The sequence below is a fragment of the Agrobacterium sp. fls2-241-TYG-188a genome, from assembly GCF_030209845.1.
In genome coordinates, this window is record NZ_JARVRD010000001.1 from 1,416,422 (window position 1) to 1,435,026 (window position 18,605).

16 protein-coding genes are annotated in these 18,605 nt (G+C 57.4%); 5 read left to right on the top strand and 11 right to left on the bottom strand.

What is annotated here, in order from left to right:
- Window positions 1-15 precede the first annotated feature (15 nt).
- From QRN85_RS06055 to QRN85_RS06075, 5 genes are all read right to left on the bottom strand, one after another.
- On the bottom strand, window positions 16-1,293 hold the full coding sequence (locus tag QRN85_RS06055) for a TRAP transporter large permease (RefSeq protein WP_062590015.1): 1,278 nt from the start codon (window positions 1,291-1,293) through the stop codon (window positions 16-18).
- The gene (locus QRN85_RS06060; RefSeq protein ID WP_062590013.1) at window positions 1,293-1,826 is read right to left on the bottom strand and encodes a TRAP transporter small permease; all 534 of its coding nucleotides are present in this window, start codon (window positions 1,824-1,826) and stop codon (window positions 1,293-1,295) included. Before QRN85_RS06060 ends, QRN85_RS06055 begins: the two co-directional genes overlap by 1 nt.
- A gap of 3 nt (window positions 1,827-1,829) precedes the next feature.
- Window positions 1,830-2,999, bottom strand: a complete 1,170-nt coding sequence (locus QRN85_RS06065; RefSeq protein WP_156462132.1) for a fumarylacetoacetate hydrolase family protein — start codon at window positions 2,997-2,999, stop codon at window positions 1,830-1,832.
- A gap of 168 nt (window positions 3,000-3,167) precedes the next feature.
- The gene (locus QRN85_RS06070; protein ID WP_284756841.1) at window positions 3,168-3,884 is read right to left on the bottom strand and encodes a FadR/GntR family transcriptional regulator; all 717 of its coding nucleotides are present in this window, start codon (window positions 3,882-3,884) and stop codon (window positions 3,168-3,170) included.
- A gap of 33 nt (window positions 3,885-3,917) precedes the next feature.
- Window positions 3,918-5,363 (bottom strand): FAD-binding oxidoreductase, encoded by a 1,446-nt coding sequence (locus QRN85_RS06075; protein WP_284756840.1) that lies wholly within the window; start codon window positions 5,361-5,363, stop codon window positions 3,918-3,920.
- Between the two features lie 182 nt (window positions 5,364-5,545).
- Here QRN85_RS06075 and denD point away from each other — a divergent pair, with 182 nt between their 5' ends.
- Together denD and QRN85_RS06085 are read left to right on the top strand one after the other, a co-directional pair.
- Window positions 5,546-6,535, top strand: a complete 990-nt coding sequence (gene denD, locus QRN85_RS06080; RefSeq protein WP_284756838.1) for a D-erythronate dehydrogenase — start codon at window positions 5,546-5,548, stop codon at window positions 6,533-6,535.
- Between the two features lie 254 nt (window positions 6,536-6,789).
- Entirely contained in the window at window positions 6,790-7,935 is a 1,146-nt protein-coding gene (locus QRN85_RS06085) for a PLP-dependent cysteine synthase family protein (protein ID WP_082469797.1), read from the top strand.
- A 142-nt stretch (window positions 7,936-8,077) separates the two neighbouring features.
- Here the strand turns inward: QRN85_RS06085 and QRN85_RS06090 are convergent, their stop codons facing one another.
- From QRN85_RS06090 to QRN85_RS06110, 5 genes are all read right to left on the bottom strand, one after another.
- Window positions 8,078-8,974, bottom strand: coding sequence for a dihydrodipicolinate synthase family protein (locus tag QRN85_RS06090; protein WP_284756836.1), 897 nt, complete (start codon window positions 8,972-8,974; stop codon window positions 8,078-8,080).
- 23 nt (window positions 8,975-8,997) lie between these two features.
- Window positions 8,998-10,617 (bottom strand): ABC transporter ATP-binding protein, encoded by a 1,620-nt coding sequence (locus tag QRN85_RS06095; RefSeq protein WP_284756834.1) that lies wholly within the window; start codon window positions 10,615-10,617, stop codon window positions 8,998-9,000.
- The gene (locus QRN85_RS06100) at window positions 10,610-11,521 is read right to left on the bottom strand and encodes an ABC transporter permease (RefSeq protein WP_284756832.1); all 912 of its coding nucleotides are present in this window, start codon (window positions 11,519-11,521) and stop codon (window positions 10,610-10,612) included. Before QRN85_RS06100 ends, QRN85_RS06095 begins: the two co-directional genes overlap by 8 nt.
- A 50-nt stretch (window positions 11,522-11,571) precedes the next feature.
- Complete coding sequence (locus tag QRN85_RS06105; RefSeq protein WP_062590189.1) at window positions 11,572-12,486, bottom strand: ABC transporter permease; 915 nt, start codon at window positions 12,484-12,486, stop codon at window positions 11,572-11,574.
- Window positions 12,487-12,678: 192 nt separating this feature from the next.
- On the bottom strand, window positions 12,679-14,196 hold the full coding sequence (locus tag QRN85_RS06110) for an ABC transporter substrate-binding protein (protein WP_284756829.1): 1,518 nt from the start codon (window positions 14,194-14,196) through the stop codon (window positions 12,679-12,681).
- A gap of 351 nt (window positions 14,197-14,547) precedes the next feature.
- Between QRN85_RS06110 and QRN85_RS06115 the strand changes: the two genes are divergently transcribed.
- Genes QRN85_RS06115 through QRN85_RS06125 form a run of 3 tightly spaced genes read left to right on the top strand, consistent with a single transcriptional unit; the run spans window position 14,548 to window position 17,824 of the window.
- On the top strand, window positions 14,548-15,744 hold the full coding sequence (locus tag QRN85_RS06115) for a sialidase family protein (RefSeq protein ID WP_284756828.1): 1,197 nt from the start codon (window positions 14,548-14,550) through the stop codon (window positions 15,742-15,744).
- On the top strand, window positions 15,741-16,706 hold the full coding sequence (gene pdxA / locus QRN85_RS06120) for a 4-hydroxythreonine-4-phosphate dehydrogenase PdxA (RefSeq protein ID WP_284756827.1): 966 nt from the start codon (window positions 15,741-15,743) through the stop codon (window positions 16,704-16,706). Before QRN85_RS06115 ends, pdxA begins: the two co-directional genes overlap by 4 nt.
- Window positions 16,703-17,824 carry an iron-containing alcohol dehydrogenase gene (locus QRN85_RS06125; RefSeq protein ID WP_284756826.1) on the top strand — a complete coding sequence of 374 codons (1,122 nt, stop codon included), beginning with the start codon at window positions 16,703-16,705 and terminating at the stop codon, window positions 17,822-17,824. Before pdxA ends, QRN85_RS06125 begins: the two co-directional genes overlap by 4 nt.
- 76 nt (window positions 17,825-17,900) lie before the next feature.
- On the opposite strand, the gene QRN85_RS06130 is transcribed toward QRN85_RS06125, so the two are convergent.
- Window positions 17,901-18,602, bottom strand: a complete 702-nt coding sequence (locus QRN85_RS06130; protein ID WP_062590002.1) for a FadR/GntR family transcriptional regulator — start codon at window positions 18,600-18,602, stop codon at window positions 17,901-17,903.
- Window positions 18,603-18,605: the final 3 nt, after the last annotated feature.

The window sequence follows — 18,605 nt, forward strand, 5'->3', positions numbered from 1 at the left end:
TATGGCGTCAGGCTGCTATCGCAGCCAGCGAGCAGGCACGAGCACGAGGTCCGGAAACAGGACGAGCAGAAACAGAACGATGGTCTGGGCCAGCAGGAACGGCCAGACACCGATGGTGACTTTGCCGAGCGGAATGCGTCCGACGCCGCTGACGACGTTCAACACGACACCCACCGGCGGCGTGATGAGGCCGATGCAGTTGTTCATGATGAACATCACACCGAAATAGACGGGATCGATGCCAGCCTGCTTGATGATGGGCATCAGGACGGGCGTCAGAATAAGGATCGTCGGCGTCAGATCGAGCGCGGTTCCCACCACCAGCACAAGCACCATGATAACGAACATCAGAAGTGTCGGGCGGTCGATCAGAGGCTCGATATATCCGGCGATCTCGGCAGGAATGTTGGCAGCCGTGATGAGCCACGCCGAAACCAGCGCCGCACAGACCAGAAACATGATGACAGATGTGGTCTTGGCAGCCTGCAAGATGACGCGTGGCAAATCCTTCGGCTTCAGCTCCCTGTAGATCACCATGCCAACGAACATGGCATAGGCAGCCGCAATCACTGCCGCTTCGGTTGGTGTCACGACGCCGGCCTTGATGCCGCCGAGAATGATGACCGGCATTCCCAGTGCCCATGCGGCACGTCCGGTGGCATGGAGCCGCTCGGACATCGGTGCCTTCGGCAAAGGCTCTACCTTGTCCTTGCGAACCACGATCAGCCAGGCGATCACCAGCGACAAACCCATCAGAACGCCGGGCACGATACCCGCCATGAAGAGCTGGGTAATGGAAACGTTGGCAGCCACACCGAAGACAATGAACGCCATGGATGGGGGAATGACAGGTGCGATAATGCCTCCGGCCGCAATCAATCCGCCAGCGCGTGGCACATTATATCCGGCTTTGGCCATCATCGGCAGCAGAATGGCGGCAAGGGCAGCCGTATCGGCTGCTGCAGATCCCGAAATGCTGGCCATGATGACGGCCGCAAGAATTGCCACGATGCCAAGCCCGCCACGGATATGACCGACGCAGGCGATTGCAAAGTCGATGATGCGGCGAGACAATCCGCCGGAATTCATCAATTCGCCGGCCAGAATGAAGAAAGGGATTGCCAGAAGCGTGAAGGTGTCGGCACCGGCAATCATGTTCTGCGCGATGATCTGCGTATTGAACATGCCCATGAACCACATGAGCATGACACCGCAAAACATCAGGGCAAATGCCACAGGCACGCCGATGACCATTGCACCCAGAAGCGACGCTAGAAAGACGAGAAGTGTCATCAGGTGCGCTCCGCCAATTGCTCAATGGTCAGGTTTTCCCCGGCAAAGGCGGCAATTTCCTCATCTGTTACCCGTCCAGTGACCAGACGAAGCACCCGTTCGAGCGCAATAATGGTCATGCCTGCACCGGTGAACAGGCCGATCCCGTAAACCCAGATCATCGACATGCCCGTTACCGGGGCAGCCATGCTGGCGTTGATGGGAAATTGCTTCCATGTGCCCCAAAAGAAAATGCTGGAGCAGAGGATGATCACAAGGTTGGACAGGATCATGCAGAAAATCCGGCCACGCCGCGAAAGAAACATGACCAGCGTTTCAATGCCAAGATGACTGTGTTCCCGGAACGCGACGACCGCGCCGATGAATGTCAGCCAGACGAAGAAATAGCGAGAAAGTTCCTCCGAGACATTGAGGCCGGAATTGAAACCATAGCGCAGGATCACGTTGACGAAGACCATGATGGCCATGCCGGAGAGCAGGACGATCAGCAGCAGTTCAAGAAAGCGGTAAAAAAGATCCGATATTCTTTGCATGGCTCAAGCCCTCCCCAGAAGGTCGCGTTCCGCCAGATTGCGGATGAGCGCGCGCACGCCGAATGTCCATTCCGGGCAGGCATCCGTTCGCTCCACCCAATTGACCAGACGTCCGAGACTGGCTGTCGAGATATCGACGCGGTCACCGACCTCGTGAGTAAATCCTTCGCCGGGGCCGCGGCGATCCTTGACCGGAGCGAACATGGTGCCAAGGAACAAGACAGCGCCATCGGGATATTGATGATTTCGGTTTCGCAATTGCGAGGCAAGATTGTCCGGGGAACGACTGATTGCTTCCATCGGGCTTTCGCCCGTCATCTCGAAGCCGTCCTCGCCATGAACTTCGAGAGCGACACGGACCTTCTGGAGATCCTGCATCGTGAAATTGCTGTCGAACAGGCGGATGAAGGGGCCAATCGAGCATGACGCATTGTTGTCCTTCGCCTTGCCCAGAAGCAGCGCCGAGCGCCCTTCAACATCGCGAAGATTGACGTCATTGCCAAGTGTGGCTCCAAGGATCGTTCCATCCGAACGCAGAACGAGGACCACCTCAGGCTCGGGATTGTTCCATTGCGAAATCGGGTGGATGCCGACGAGATCGCCACACCCGACGGAAGACATCGGCTGCGCCTTGGTGAAGATTTCAGCATCCGGGCCGATGCCGACTTCCAGATATTGTGACCACAGGCCCATATCCTGAAGCAGCTTCTTGACCTTGGCGGCCTGCTGCGAGCCGGCAACGAGGCCGCGGAGACTGTCACCGAGGACCGGCGCAAGCCGCGCGCGGATGTCCTGTGCCCTTGCCGGGTCGCCCTTGGCCTGCTCCTCGATAACACGTTCCAGCATGCTGTCGGCAAAGGTGACGCCGGCCGCCTTTATCGCCTGCAGATCAATGGGAGCGAGCAGCTTGCCTGTCTCACCATCCAGAAAGCTTTGCAAACTGCCCAGATCGTCAAAGCCCTTGGAATCCTTAAGAACTTCGGCCAGATTTTCGGTTTCCAGCAGTGCCGACATCGTCGCTGCCATGCTCGTGAGATCGAGGACACGACCCTCAGAGATCATGACGATGCAGGGGCCCGACAAACGATTTGACCACACCCGCCCGAGAAGCAGGGCGTGATCGACATCGTCAGGCAGAATGGATTCTGCGCGCAGTACACGTTCAAGCGGCAAAGATGACCCTCCAAATATGCTCGCAAGCGCGCCCTCCAGCGCCGCTTGCCCAATTGTCAGGATGTCTGACAATTGTCCTCACGAAACTTCTAGTATGACTTATTCCGCATGTCCAGCACTCCTGAAGCGGTAAATTTGAAGTTTCTACAGGAACCGGTCCAGCGTCGTCTAATAGATCTCAAGGGTCAGCGCGAGACGCGAGGCCGCCCCTTCGACGTGATGTCGCATTGCCTCACGAGCCTTCAACGGGTCGCGCGTCACGACGGCATCGCGAATGGCGACATGTTCGGCAATCGTCGTCTCGACAATTTCCTCCAGCACCGCAGATGCCCGCGCGGCATTGATTGCCAGACTGATTCTTTCCGCGATGAAGCCGACGAACAAAGGAAAATACTCATTATGTGTGGCGGTCGCCAACGCACGATGGAACATGAGATCGGCGGTAATGCCCTGATCAGTCCATTTTTCCGCACCCGTCATTTGCGCAAGCGCTTCGTCCAGCTTCCGCAGATCCTCCGCATCGTGGTGCACGGCGGCAAGACCCGCCGCTTCAATTTCAAGCGGCATTCGAAGCTGGAACAGGCTGCGAAAGCTTTCCCTGTCATAAAGGTCGGTTTGCTCGATACGGATGGAACCGCGTCCCGTCCCTTCCAAAACGAAGGCACCGATGCCTTGGCGCGTTTCCACCAGACCTTCATTGCGCAACTCGGCGATTGCCTCCCGCACGACGGACCGGCTGACGCCGAAAGTCTTTGCCAGAATATGCTCGGTCGGCAGCTTTTCGCCCGGCAGGATGCGGCCCTCGGCGATTTCCTTGCCAATGTGACCGGCTATACGTGCCGGTAGATGCTCATTACGTCTGATCTGGCTAAAGTCCGCTGCCATGCATGTGTCCGCCTTTGGTGTCGCAAGACTATTCTACGATAAGCCTTCGAATTTCAATTGGCAGCCGGGGTTCATGATGCCAGCCGGATCAATCGCGTTTTTCACGGCCGTCAGCAAGGTGCGTTGCGGCGCAGCCAATCTCTCTTCGAAGTCGGATCTCTTCAGCCGACCGATACCGTGTTCGGCACTGATACTGCCCTTGTAGATATCGACGACCTCATTCACCACGACCTTTGCCCTGTAAATCGCTTCGTCTCTTTCAACCTTTGCAAGGCCGGTGGGAGGCAAGACGTTGAGATGAACGTTACCATCCCCGACATGGCCATAGGATACGCTGACGCAGTCCGGCAAGGCGCGCGTAACCGCCGCTTCGGCGTCGCGTACGAAATCGGCAAGGCGTGAAAGCGGCACGGAGATGTCAGTGCGCATATGCGCACCGCGCTTTGCTTGCCCTTCATTCATGCCTTCGCGCACCAGCCACAGATTGCGGGCTTGCGCCTGGGAGGCGGCGATAACCCCATCCAGCACAAGTCCGTCCGTCATGACGTTTTCCAGAAATCGCTCCATCAAATCGGCGACATCAACCAGACCAGAGCCCGAAATTTCCATGAGTACATAGGCGGGATAGTTGGTTGAAAGCGGCAGGGGCAGATCCGGCATGGCTTCCCTTGCTAGGGTGAAGGCAAGCGGTGGCATGAACTCGAATGCGGACATAAGATCGCAACAATCACGCCGGGCACGGCGATACAATGCAATGACATCATCAAGAGAATTCACGCCCAGAAGGGCGGTGGAGATCTGGTCAGGATGCGGCATCAGCTTCAGTGAGACGGCGGTGATGATGCCGAGCGTACCCTCGGCCCCGATGAACAATTGCTTGAGATCGATGCCGCGATTATCCTTCCGCAAGGTTGAAAGGCCATCATAAATGGTGCCATCAGGCAGGACGACTTCCACTCCAAGCACCAGCTCGCGCGTCATGCCGTAGCGCAATACGTTGATACCTCCTGCATTGGTAGAAACATTGCCACCAATGCGGCATGAACCCTGTGCACCAAGCGCCAAGGGGAAGAACATGCCCTGTTCCGCAACGCGATCCTTCAATTCAGACAGAATACAGCCCGCCTCCACGACAGCAGAGAAATCATCCGCATCGATCTTTCGCAGGCTTGTCATGCGTTCCAGGCTGAGAACCACCTGATTTTCCGGCTGATCTGGAATGCCTCCCAATACAAGTCCCGTATTGCCACCTTGCGGCACGATGGCGATGCCGAGTTGACTGCAGACACGAACAGCCGCGCTCACCGCTTCGGTCGAGCGGGGGCGTAAAACAGCCACGGCACCACTCGTCACATCCCCGTGCCAGTCCCTGCAATAGCGAGATATCTCGCCCTGGTCGGTCAAAACGACGCCGCCACCGAGAGCGGTTAACAAGGCACGCTGCAGATCTCCTACGATGCGATCGGTGTTTATATCCATTTTTCCCTCTTCTCTGCGCCTCGTCGGAGACGCATGGCGCGCTAACTGGTCCACAGGCGCGCGGCATATCCCTTTTCAACTCGACAATATAAGGTTATCAGACAACCTTACAATCGGATTTTTTCAGTTCGCCAGAATGTCGCGGCGACTGACGATCCCGGTGAACAAGCGGAGGAGAGAACATGCATATATTGATCATTGGCGCGGCTGGAATGGTCGGTCGCAAATTGGCGGACAGGCTTTCCAGCGATGGCCATCTGGGGGGCAAATCGATTGATGCCATGACGCTGGTAGACGTCATCGTGCCTGCGAAACCGTCCGGCTTCAGCGGCACTGTCACTTGCATGGAAAGCGATCTGTCTGCGCCGGGGGAAGCTGAAAAACTGGTCGAAATGCGACCCGATGTCATCTTCCATCTCGCCGCAATTGTATCCGGCGAAGCCGAACTGGACTTTGAAAAGGGCTACAGGATCAACCTCGACGGCACGCGCTATCTCCTCGATGCCATCAGGCTGGCCAATGGTGTGGACGATTACAAGCCGCGCCTTGTGTTCACGTCATCGATTGCGGTGTTTGGCGCGCCCCTACCCTACCCCATCGCCGACGACTATCACACCACGCCGCTCACCAGTTACGGCACACAAAAGGCAATATGCGAGTTGCTGCTGTCAGATTACAGCCGAAGCAACTTTCTCGATGGCATCGCCATCCGCCTGCCGACAATCTGCATCCGCCCCGGAGCGCCGAACAAGGCAGCATCCGGCTTCTTCTCCAACATCCTGCGAGAACCACTTGTCGGCAAACCTGCTATCCTCCCAGTCCCGGAAGACGTTCGCCACTGGCACACATCTCCAAGATCAGCGGTCGGATTTTTGATCCATGGGGCAACGATCGACCTCGAAAAGGTTGGCCCGCGCCGGGCGCTTTCGATGCCGGGACTAAGTGCGACCGTTGGCGAGCAGATCGAAGCGCTGCGGAGAGTTGCTGGCGACAGCGCTGTCGCGCTTATCGAGCGAAAGCCGGATGAGGCAATCATGAAAATGGTCGCGGGCTGGGCGCCCGGTTTCGATGCAACACGGGCGAAATCACTCGGTTTCAAGTCGGAAACATCCTTTGACGAGATCATCAAGGTCCATATCGAGGATGAACTTGGCGGAAAACTGCCGAACTAGATCGGCGCAGGCCAGCAAGAGCATGACTCTTGCCCAATAGAGCGAAGCCCCCAGGCACGTATGGGGGCTTGCAAACTGACAAAATTAGAGACGGAAGCGGCCAGCGGGATAGACTTTCCAAATTTTGACAATATAATAGAAATTATTTCTAAAATTGCCATCTCGGAGAGATAAATCATCGTGACGACCGCGGTTATTGAATGTCCTGTTTATGGGCCAGAGCGCTCGATTTCCCTTGAGCGGAGTGACGCCTGATGCAAGAATGTCTGCATATGCCGCCCGTTACCGCCCTGCCCGCCTGTGAAAATCGTGATTGGGCACGGCGTGCCATCGGCATCCTTCAGGGTGACGGGCGGCGCTCTGCCGATACGCATCTCGTCAAACCCGTTTTCAAGGGGCTGCGCGGCATCTCGATCTATCTCAAGGATGAATCGACCCATCCCACCGGCAGCCTGAAGCACCGTCTGGCACGCTCTCTCTTTCTCTACGGCATCTGCAATGGCAAAATTGCGCAGGGAACCACGCTTGTAGAGGCATCTTCAGGCTCGACAGCTGTCAGCGAGGCCTATTTCGCTCATCTTCTCGATTTGCCATTCATAGCAGTGATGCCGCATTCCACCAGCCCGCAAAAGGTCGAGGCCATCGAGCGGTTCGGTGGAAAATGCCATTTTGTCGACCGCCCGTCGGAAGTCTATCTTGCTGCGGAAAAACTGGCCTCTGATACCGGAGGCTACTATCTGGACCAGTTTACCTATGCGGAACGGGCAACGGACTGGCGCGGAAACAACAATATTGCTGACTCCATCTTCGAACAGATGAAAAGCGAGGAGCATCCGGAGCCCGAATGGGTGGTGATGAATGCGGGCACGGGCGGCACATCGGCAACGATCGGACGGTATATTCGCTACCGCAATCTGAAGACCCGCCTCTGCGTGGTCGATGTCGAGCACTCCGCTTTCTATACGTCCTATGTCTCAGGGGATCGCAACGTCACCTGCGCCACACCCTCCCGCATAGAGGGGGTTGGTCGCCCCAGAGTCGAGCCATCCTTCATTCCCGGTGTCATCGATCACATGATCAAAATCCCGGACGCCGCATCCATCGCCGCCATGCACGTGTTGTCTGACCGCCTGTTCAGAAAGGTCGGCGGTTCGACAGGGACGAATTTCTTCGGGCTGTGCTGGATTGCCTCGGCCATGATGAAGGAAGGCAAGCAGGGCTCGCTCGTATCGCTCATCTGCGATAGCGGCGACCGCTATGCCGCCACCTATTATAACGCCGATTGGCTGGCGAGGAACAACATCGACATCACCCCCTACCGTGACATGCTGGAAACTTTCATCGACACCGGGGAATTGAACTTGAACGATGAAAGCCTTGTGCCAAATACAGCTGGATAAGGGGAAGCGGCCTGTCTACGCCGGGCCGCAACGCTTTCCGTAAATGAGCGGTACAGCAAAAGGTCATAGTTGACCTGGATATTGCGGCGCATTGTGACGACGCGCCGCTTTTTCGGCCTGCCATATCGCTTTCTGCGATATTTTAAGCGTCCGCCCCGGACAGCAGATTATATTTTTGCAGGATGTCGCGAATTTTGGCGTCCTGCTCAGCATTAGGCATCAGCGCCGGCTGTCGACTGGCGCCGACAGACGCGTCTTGCAAATACAGCGCGCGTTTGACCATGGCAGGGGGGAAACCATGGGCGTAAAGGTCGGTACGGAAAGCGGTATAGACGGACTGGTGCCGTTCAGCTTCCTCGATGTCCCCTGAGTTAAAGCCTTTGACAATACCTGCAAGAACATCCGGCATGGCGTTACCAAGGCCGGAAATGCAGCCCGCAGCACCGTTCTGCAACGCCCAGAGAACCAGATGATCGGGACCGGAATAGACCTCGAAGCCTTCAACCTCCTTTGAAACCTGCAGATAGGCCTCCAGTGTTTCCTGTGCGCCTCCGGAATCCTTGATGCCGGCAATGTTGCCATGGCCTGCCAGCTTGCGCGCCGTTTCAGGTTCGATGTGGTTTTGGGTGCGCGCAGGAATATCGTAGAGATAGACAGGCGTGTTTACCGCATCTGCCACCGTCGAGAAGTGGCGAACGAGGCCGTCCTGCGTGCAGGCAATGAAGAACGGCGTGATGACGGCGATGCCCTTGACGCCGATACGGTCAAATTCTCTGGCAAGCTGCAGCGTCTCGAAAGTTGCGGGCATTCCGGCATTGACGATGACATCGGCCTTGCCGCCAACTTCATCAACCACTTCCTCCAGCAGCCGGATTTTTTCAGAATGGGTGAGCGCGGTGAAGTCACCATTGGTGCCAGCGCACATGATGTTGTTGCCAGCAACCACCTGACGGCGAACCTGTGCGCGGGTGGCTTCGTAGTTGATCGTTTCGTCATCATTGAAACAGGTTACGATCGCGACAAAGGCTTTTTTGGTCATCGGCTTTACTCCGGTCATTCAAATCAGGAAACGCTGGCGAGGCGGGCATTGCGGTTGGCTGCCTGCACGTCCGGGTCAGGGTCGAGCGTGGCAGAGATCAGGGCTTGCGTATAACGTTGCTGCGGATTGTCGAAGACTTGCCCGACCGTGCCGAATTCGACGATCTCACCCTTCTGCATGACCATGACGTAATCCGCGAAATCGCGCACCAGAGGCAGGTCATGGGCAATAAAGATGAAAGCAATCCCCATCTCCCGGCGCAGCTTGTCGAGCAGGCTGACCACCTGCGCCTGTACCGATACGTCGAGTGCTGAGACCGCTTCGTCGCAGACGATCAGCTGCGGTTCAAGTGCCAGTGCACGGGCGATGGCGATACGCTGGCGCTGTCCGCCTGAGAACTGATGGGGATAGCGACCCATATGCTCTGGCGACAGCCCGACCTGATCCAGCAATTCTGCGACGCGTGCGCGCCACTTGGCCTTAGGCAGTATCTCCGGATGAATGACCCAGGCCTCGGAGATCAACTGATAGACCGTCATACGCGGATTGAGCGATTGTGTCGGGTCCTGAAACACCATTTGCAGATCACGCCGCAGTTTGAACAGCTCGCCCGGCGAAAGCGCAAAAAGATCCTGACCCTTCCAGTGTGCTGTACCGCTGTCGGGGTCATCGAGCCGCAGCAGGATGCGGGCCAGTGTGGATTTTCCAGAGCCGCTTTCTCCAACCACGGCAACCGTCTCACCAGCCTTCAGATCAAAGGAAATGCCTTTGAGAGCTTCAAAACCGCCATAGGATTTGCGCGCGTTGCGTACCTTCAGGATCGGCTCGCCATCGGTAGCTGGCTCGTGCAGTTCGCCCTTGCCGGGGGCAGCGGCGATCAGCTTCTTTGTATAGGGGTGCTGTGGATTGCGGTAGACCTCCCGGACGGTGCCGCTTTCGACAAGCACGCCCTTTTCCATCACCACAACGCGATCGGCAACTTCTGAGACGACGCCGAGATCATGGGTTATGATCAGCACGCCCATGCCGGTTTCGCGCTGGAGTTCTTTCAACAGCGCCAGAACATCCGCCTGCACCGTCACGTCCAGCGCCGTCGTTGGTTCGTCGGCTATCAGCAGGTCGGGTTTCAGCGCCAGAGCCATGGCGATCATAACGCGTTGGCGCTGGCCGCCGGAAAATTCGTGTGGATATTTATCAAGTGCCTTTTCAGGTTCTGGGAGGGCGACCCGCTTGAACAGACGCAAGGCTTCTGCCTGCGCTTGGCGGTTATCGATACCGTGGGTTCTCAGGGCTTCGCGCATCTGCCAGCCCACCGTATAGACCGGGTTCAAGTGGCTGAGTGGATCCTGAAAAATCATGGCGATGAAACGGCCATTGACGGCCCGACGCTCATCCGCACCCATTTTCAGGAGGTCCTTGCCGTTGAGCAGGATTTCGCCGGATGAAATCTTGCCGGGCGGCATGTCGATCAGGTTCATGATTGCGGAGGAGGAAACAGACTTGCCTGAACCGCTCTCACCCAGAATGGCAAGCGTTTCGCCGCGATCCAGATGGTAGGAAATGTTGCGCACAGCGTGGACGGTGCCCGTCGCGGTGTAAAAATCCACCGAGAGATTACGTACCTCCAGCAAATGATCAGCCATGTTTCGGTCCTTTCATCTCCAGGCGCCAGCGCTGGACGGGATCAAGCGCGATACGCAGCCAGTTGGACAGAAGGTTGAGCGATAGCGTGGTCAGGATGATCGCCAGACCGGGCCAGAAAGACAGCCACCAGGCATTGGTAAGATACTGACGGCCCTGACTGATCATCAGACCCCAGGTAATCTCCGGCGGTTGAATGCCGATGCCAAGAAAGGAAAGGGCGCTTTCCGCCAGCATGACATAGGCAAAATCCAGCGTCGCCAGGGTCGTCAGCGTCGGCAGAACAACGGGCAGGATATGCCGGAACAGAATGCGCTTTGAAGAAGCGCCCATGACGCGTGCCGCCTGCACGAACATGCGGCTGCGGATTTCCATGACTTCTGCGCGGGTGGTGCGAAGATAGACGGGAATACGCGTAATCGACAGGACCAGCATCAGGTTGAGGATCGAAGAGCCGAGAATGTAAAGCACGATCACGGCCACGAGCAGGGAGGGGAAGGACATGATGACGTCTGCAAGCCGCATGATGATCTGGCTGGTGCGTTGAGATGAAAAGCCGGCTATCAATCCCAGCAGTGTACCAACAACGGCAGAGATGAAGACGGCACCGGCCGCGACCAGGATCGTGTTCTGGGTGGCAGCGATGATGCGTGGCCAGAGCGGGCGCCCCAGCGCATCGGCACCGAGCCACATGAACCATTCGCGACTGAAATCGAAGGGCGCGAGGTTGCGGCCTCTCAGGTTCTGTTTGGTGGCGAGCTCATTGAGCAGGGTGGGTCCGACGATCGCGAGGATTATCACGACGACGAGGAATATTGCGGCGCAGAGTGCAAACTTGTCTGCCCACAGCATGCGCGCCATACGCACGATGGCGCTCGCTTCTTCGGTAACTGGTTCTTTTGCCATGCCGTTATCGGCGGTTTTGGGGGATTGAGAGGCCATGTTCATGTCGATCCTCAATAGCGAATGCGCGGATCGAGCAAAGCATAGGCCAGGTCGATCACGAGGTTCATGAGGAAAATTGCGAAAGCGGTGACAAGGATTGCCGCCAGCACGACGTTGAAGTCACGCTGTAGAATACTGTCGATCATCAATTTGCCGACACCGGGGAAACCGAAGATCGTTTCAATAACGACAGCGCCATTGAGCAGGCTGGCGGCCTGGTCGCCGATCACGGTAATCACGGGCAGCATCGCATTGCGCAGTGCGTGGATGAAAATGATTGGGCCGGATTTTACGCCCTTGGCGCGGGCCGTCTTGACGTAGGCGGAGGATAGCGCCGAGATCATCGATCCGCGCACGACCTGCACGATGATGCCGAAGGGGCGAACGAAGAGAACGCAGATCGGCAAAATCCAGTGGGAGAATGTGCCGGTGCCTGACGTTGGCAGCCAGGAGAGCTGGATGGCGAATACGACGATGGCAACGATGGCAAGCCAGAAATCAGGCACTGATGCCCCGATCAGCGAGACCATCGAGGAAAAGCGATCGAAGAAACCACCCGTGCGGAACGCAGCCAGCGACCCGACGACGATGGCACAGACGGTAACCAGCGTCATCGTGATAACCGCAAGCCAAAGCGTCCAGGTAAAAGCTTCCAGAACGACGTCGAGAGCGGGGCGGGCCTTGCGCAGGCTTTCGCCGAGATCGCCGGTCATGACGTTGCCGACATATTGCACAAATTGAACGAGGAGTGGCTGGTCCAGCCCATGCAGCGCCCGAAATTCGGCCTTCATTTCAGCGGAGGCTTCCACGGGAAGAAACAAGGAAGCGGGGTCGCCGGTCAGGCGGGAGAGAAAAAACACCATGATCAGAAGCCCTATCAGCGAGATAAGGCTGGCGAGGGCGCGTTTGCGGATGAATCTGAGCATTGAGACCTCGATCAAGCTGGAATGGGCGACTGGCATTGCGCCGTCCACTTCACATCGACAGGACGATCAATCGCCCTCTTGTTGAATGGACAGGATGGCAACGGGATGCGTGCCGCCCTGACCTTTGTTGACGGGCACCACCCTCCCGACCTGATGATGATCGATCAGGGGTCGGATGGTGCCTTTTCATGCTTACTGCTTGAGGCCGATCTCAGAGAGCTGCAACATGGAGTTGGTGGCGATGGTTGGTTTGAAATCCAGGCGTTCCGACACCCGCGAATAACCGACCATGTGGAACAGGAGGACATCGGCAACCAGATCGTCATGGACGTAAGTCATGAGTTGCGACCAGAGTTTTGCACGATCTTCACCAGTGGCAGCAGAGGCACGGGCGATCAGATCATCGACCTTCTTGTCGGCGAAACCGGACTGCGTGCCCTTGCTGTCATATTTGAAGAACATGGTGAAGGATGGGTCACCCTTGGAATTGTCGTGCATGGCAGCGACGATCTGCGGGCCACGGCCTTCCTTGAAGGGCTTGGAGTAATAGACCTCGTGCTCCGCCACTTCGACGAACCGAAGCTCGACCTTGAAGCCAACTTCCTGCAACTGCGCCTGCACGGCTTCCATGATTTCCGTCACATTCGGGAAATTGGCTGTGCGGGCAATGATGGTGATAGGCGTGTCGACCGGAACGCCAGCGGCCTTCGCTTCTTCCAGCAGCTTCTTTGCCTGATCCGGATCGTAAGGGAAGACCTTGACGTCAGGGTTCCAACCAAGCGTGGTTGGCGGCACCAAAGCTGTTGCAAGCACGGCATCCTGCGGAACGAGCGTGCCGATAAAGGCCTGCCGGTCGATGGCAAGGTTCAGCGCCTTGCGAACGCGAACGTCGTTAAGTGGCGCTATGTTGCCATCAAGGCGCAAGTAGACGGTTTCACTGTCGAGATAGGAGAAGTCTGTCTTGTCGTTGGTGGCGTCCACCTGGGCAATCGAAGGCGCCAGATCGGCTTCACCGGCTTGAACCATGGCGGCGCGAACGGCCGGATCAGCACGGAACAGATAGGTGGCCTTTGTGACGGCAGGCTTCTTGCCCCAGTAATCGTCACGGGCCTCGAGAACGATCTGCTGGCCCGGCGTCCAGTTGGACAGCTTGTAAGGGCCGGTGCCAACAGGCTCGCGCACGAATTCCAGCGGCGTTCCCTCTGGAACAATGGTAACGAGCGACAGCAGCAGAGGCAGGATCGGCTGAACCGGGTCAACCTTGAAATCGATGGTGTTTTCGTCAACCACCTTCACGTCGAACTTCATGCCCCCGAAATAGCGGCGCGACTCGCAAATATTCTTGTCGCTGAAAATGCGGTCAAAGCTGTATTTGACATCCTTGGCACCGAACGTCTTGCCATCGGAGAATTTCACATTCTGACGCAAATGGAACCGCCAGACGCCATCGCCTGTCTGTTCCCATTTTTCTGCCAGACGCGGCATGACGCCTTTCTTCCCGCGGACATCGAGCTCGGTCAGCGTTTCGCTGACATTTTCCATGATGACGCGGCCGATGTTGGAGCGCGTTGCCATGCAGGGCTCAAGCAGGTCGGCCTCCTCAGGCAAAACGATCTTGATGTCCGTCGAGGCGGCGTTGGCCGGCGCGATGCCGGGCCCGAATGCGAGAACGGAACCCAGAACAGCTCCGAAAAGACGCGAGGTTTTCATGTCATTCTCCTCCCTTGTGGGTGCTGGTCGCACCGCTTGATCTTCACCTCGCGACGGCATGACTGCTGCGCGGTTTGAAAGCATTCCTCCGTGAAACCCTGCGCGCCACCGTAGACGGATCATTGCCCGACGGCGCCTTAACTGGGCTGACGCTGAACATGGAATTTCTCGGCAAGTTTGTCAAATTAATTATTCGTTTCGATCTATTTGTGCAAAATACAAACATATAAAATACAGTATTTACAATTATTTATGACGCCGAAGCGACCTGAAGTTTGCAACTGACGAGATTTTTCAAACTTGACAACTTTGCAAATTTGATGATTTTCGTGGTTGTAAGAGGAGGCCAAAATGACGCCTGAAATGATTGCAACCGTCATGACCGGCAAGGTTGAAGCTGCTGGAAAGGGGCGACACGAAGCCGTGTTGGCCTCGCCCATGATTCAGAACCATGCATCCTTCCTGCACCTTACCGATGATGGCGCGCTCATCTGCGCCTGGTTCGGTGGCACGCTGGAAGGAAAGTCGGATATTTCCATCTTCGCGTCAGTTCTGACGGCAGGGTCCGATCAATGGGGCGAACCGCAGCGGCTGAGCTTCGATCCCGATCACTCCGAGCAGAACCCGGTTTTGTTTTCGGCACCCGACAAGACACTGTATTTGTTCCACACGTCGCAGCCATCCGGCAATCAGGATGAATGCCGTATCCGCATGGCGCAGGTTTCGCGCGACGCGTCGGATCCGACCAGACTGACGGCTGGCGACGGGCGATATCTCGACCTGCCGCGCGGCTGTTTCGTTCGTGCCCCGCTTATGGTTCGCGAAGATGGTGCATGGCTTTTACCGATCTTCCGGTGCATCCAGCGTCCAGGCCAGAAATGGAACGGCAGTCATGACCGTGCTGCGGTTGGCATTTCCGAAGATGGCGGCGAGACCTGGCGTCTGGAGGATGTCGCCCAGTCCACTGGCTGTGTGCATATGAGCCCGGTCTCCATCGGGGATGAAAAGCTGGCAGCGGTGTTTCGCCGTCGTCAGTCCGATTTCGTCTATCGCACGGAAAGTGTTGATGGCGGCCGCACGTGGTCGCAACCTCAGCCAACGGATGTGCCCAACAACAATTCCTCGATCGCCGCGATCCGTCTGCACGATGGCCGCATCGCGATGATCTGCAATCCCATCAATGCCGATATGTCGAGCGACCGACGCGCCTCGCTTTATGATGAGCTGGGCGAAGATGACGACCGGCCAGATGCCGACCCCGATGGCGGTTGCGTGCCCATCTGGGGTGTGCCGCGCGCGCCTGTCAGCGTCTGCATTTCCAGCGATGGCGCAAAAAGCTTTCCGCAGCGGATCATCATTGAAGAGGGGCCTGGCACCTGCCTTTCGAACAATTCGATCGATGGCCACAACAAGGAAATGTCCTATCCGTGGCTCCTTGAGGGAGCCGATGGCTCGCTTCACATCGCCTATACCTATTATCGGCGCGCTATCAAATATGTTCGTCTGGCTCCGGGCTGGGCACATGCGGCAGACGGGAGTAAATCATGAGCAATATCATTGGCATTACCATGGGCGACCCCTGCGGCGTAGGGCCTGAAATCACGGTACGGGCGCTGGCCGAGATGGATGAAGCGAACCGCGCCGCCACCCGCATCTATGGCAATCTTCCAACCCTGGAAGCGGCTCGCAAGGCGCTGAATGTCAATATAAATCTGGCGCCTTACGTTGTCGATTTGACGGTCGAGGGTGCACCACTGGCCTGGGGGCAGCTCTCGCCCGTCGCCGGTGACGCTGCGTTCCGCTTTATCGAGAAGGCAGTGCGCGACGCCGAAGCCGGGAAGATCGGCTGCATCGTCACGGCCCCCATCAACAAGGAAGCGCTCAATCTCGCAGGTCACCATTATGATGGACACACCGGCATGTTGCGCAGCCTGACCAAATCAGCCGCCGCCTATATGCTGCTGGCCTCGGAAAAGTTGAAGGTTATCCACGTTTCCACCCACGTATCGTTGCAGGAGGCGATCCGCCGGGCAACGACGGAACGGGTCCTCGCGACGATCAAAGCTGGCAACGAACACCTGAAACGCACCGGCTACGAGCGCCCACGTATCGCGGTTGCCGGTATCAACCCCCATTGCGGTGAAAATGGTCTCTTCGGCACAGAGGACGACGACCAAATCGCGCCTGCTGTTGCCGCCGCTCGCGCCGAAGGCATTGATGCCTATGGTCCGATTTCCGCCGACACGGTGTTTCACCGCGCCTATTCCGGCGGGTTCGATCTTGTTGTGGCGCAGTATCATGATCAGGGACACATCCCGATCAAGCTCGTCGCTTTCGATACGGCGGTTAATGTTTCCGTTGATTTGACAATCGACCGTACCTCTGTGGATCACGGCACGGCTTTCGACATCGCCGGCAAGGGCATCGCCAACCACGGCAATATGTTGTCCGCCATCGCCTATGCCCGCAAGCTTGTGGCTGGCAGCACTTCCAAGGGAGCGCAGGCATGACCAGCACCCCAGTCATTACCCTGCATCAGCCAAAACGGCTGATCGTCGGTGCCGGAACGATCGGAGACGTCTCCACCTGGGTCGGCGAAGTCTCGTCGACGCTGGTCATCGCCTCACCGATCACGGGCAGCTTCGTTGAGCGCCTGAAGCTACCGGGCAAAGTCGCTTTGTTCGATGCTATTTCGGGCGAACCGGAAATCTCGACGCTCGATGCGGCACTTGCGGCAGCACGTACGGCCAAGCCGGATTTGGTGATAGGCCTGGGTGGAGGTTCTGTCATGGATGTGGCCAAGCTGGTGGCAGCGATGTGGGATGGTGAGCAGACGCTCGCAGATGTCGCAGGACCCAACAGGGTGGCTGGCCGGCGCACGCGGCTGGCGCAGATTGCCACCACTGCGGGTACAGGTTCCGAAGCGGGCATCCGCTCTCTGATCACCGATCCGGTCAAGGGCAACAAGATCGCGGTTGAAAGCCCCCATCTGATTGCCGATCTCGCAGTTCTAGATCCCGAGCTGACCTACTCCGTACCGCCAGCGGTCACAGCCGCAACAGGCGTGGACGCGATGGCGCATTGTGTCGAAGCTTTTACCAACAAGCGTGCGCATCCCATGATCGATGGCTTCGCCAGGATGGGCTTTCACCTCGTTGGGAAATATCTGGGCCGAGCGGTGCGTGACGGGTCGGATCGTGAAGCGCGCGAGGGCTTGCTGCTGGCCTCCTATTATGGTGGCATTTGCCTCGGGCCCGTCAATACGGCGGCAGGTCATGCCATTGCTTATCCGCTTGGAACGCTGCTACACCTGCCGCATGGTCTGGCCAATGCCATCGTGTTTCCGCACGTCCTTGCCTTCAACCAGCCAGTCGTTTCGGCAAAGACAGCAGAAGTTGCCGAGGCGCTCGGTCTCGGGAGTGGCCTTTCTCAGGCGCAGTTACGTGACGCCGCCTTGGCGTTCTGTGGCGATCTCGGAATAGAAATGTCGCTTGCCCGGCACGGCGCGACGGAAACCGATCTATCCCGCTACGCTGAGGATGCCCACGCCATCCGTCGGTTGATGGACAACAATCCGGCCGATATGAGCGTTGATGACGTTCTTGCTATCTATAGAGCCAGTTTCTGACGCGAACCATCGGGGCAGCGCGGTCTCGCTGCCCTTCAATCTGTCAGTTCGTGCAGTCTCGTGAATCAGCGAAAGACTATTGCGACGCCTGAAAAAGCCTTCCACGCGATCCCTGAAGGTGCTCGAACATAAGCCTTCGCGCATCCTCCTCCCGGCGATCCGCAATTGCGTTGGCGATAGCCTCATGCTCGGCAAAAACGCGGGTCAGCCCAGAGGCCTCCCGTCTGATCGAAGCACCGTGAAATTTCATTCCCACGGCAATGTGGTCTTTCAGGGCTTCCATGGCTGTCGAGAAATAGGTGTTTTGCGCGGCGCGCGCGATAGCAAGATGAAATTGGAAGTCAGCATCTTCGCGGTGCGATTGTCTGTTGGTCGCGTCGCGGAGCAGTTCCAACGCTTGCCTGATGGCTTTCAGACTTTCAGCATCATGGCGGCTGGCCGCTGCCGCAGCGGCGGCAGGCTCGAGTGTCAGGCGAAATTCATAGCAATTGAGGAGATCGGCGACATTTTCCAGCTGCCCGAAACCGAGCGGCTGCCTTAAGCCCACGGAGCGGACAAAACTCCCCGCACCACGGCGGGAATAGATCAGACCCTGGTCGCGAAGGCGCTTGAGAGCCTCGCGAACAACCGGACGGGACACCTCGAATTCGGCCGCAAGTTCGTGTTCCGTGGGCAGCCGCTCGTCAGATTTGTAGGCACCTGATTTGATCGCCCGCAACATGCGTTCGAACACGATGTCGGGAAGGCCTTTGCGAGCGATTCCGGCTTCCAGTCCCATGTC

Coding starts and splice junctions, on each gene's coding strand:
- denD (WP_284756838.1), top strand. CDS start 5,546: ATGCATATATTGATCATTGGCGCGGCTGGAATGGTCGGTCGCAAATTG.
- QRN85_RS06085 (WP_082469797.1), top strand. CDS start 6,790: ATGCAAGAATGTCTGCATATGCCGCCCGTTACCGCCCTGCCCGCCTGT.
- QRN85_RS06110 (WP_284756829.1), bottom strand. CDS start 14,196: ATGAAAACCTCGCGTCTTTTCGGAGCTGTTCTGGGTTCCGTTCTCGCA.
- QRN85_RS06115 (WP_284756828.1), top strand. CDS start 14,548: ATGACGCCTGAAATGATTGCAACCGTCATGACCGGCAAGGTTGAAGCT.
- QRN85_RS06125 (WP_284756826.1), top strand. CDS start 16,703: ATGACCAGCACCCCAGTCATTACCCTGCATCAGCCAAAACGGCTGATC.
- QRN85_RS06090 (WP_284756836.1), bottom strand. CDS start 8,974: ATGACCAAAAAAGCCTTTGTCGCGATCGTAACCTGTTTCAATGATGAC.
- QRN85_RS06075 (WP_284756840.1), bottom strand. CDS start 5,363: ATGGATATAAACACCGATCGCATCGTAGGAGATCTGCAGCGTGCCTTG.
- QRN85_RS06055 (WP_062590015.1), bottom strand. CDS start 1,293: ATGACACTTCTCGTCTTTCTAGCGTCGCTTCTGGGTGCAATGGTCATC.
- QRN85_RS06100 (WP_284756832.1), bottom strand. CDS start 11,521: ATGGCAAAAGAACCAGTTACCGAAGAAGCGAGCGCCATCGTGCGTATG.
- QRN85_RS06060 (WP_062590013.1), bottom strand. CDS start 1,826: ATGCAAAGAATATCGGATCTTTTTTACCGCTTTCTTGAACTGCTGCTG.
- QRN85_RS06070 (WP_284756841.1), bottom strand. CDS start 3,884: ATGGCAGCGGACTTTAGCCAGATCAGACGTAATGAGCATCTACCGGCA.
- QRN85_RS06105 (WP_062590189.1), bottom strand. CDS start 12,486: ATGCTCAGATTCATCCGCAAACGCGCCCTCGCCAGCCTTATCTCGCTG.
- QRN85_RS06130 (WP_062590002.1), bottom strand. CDS start 18,602: ATGGGACTGGAAGCCGGAATCGCTCGCAAAGGCCTTCCCGACATCGTG.
- QRN85_RS06095 (WP_284756834.1), bottom strand. CDS start 10,617: ATGGCTGATCATTTGCTGGAGGTACGTAATCTCTCGGTGGATTTTTAC.
- pdxA (WP_284756827.1), top strand. CDS start 15,741: ATGAGCAATATCATTGGCATTACCATGGGCGACCCCTGCGGCGTAGGG.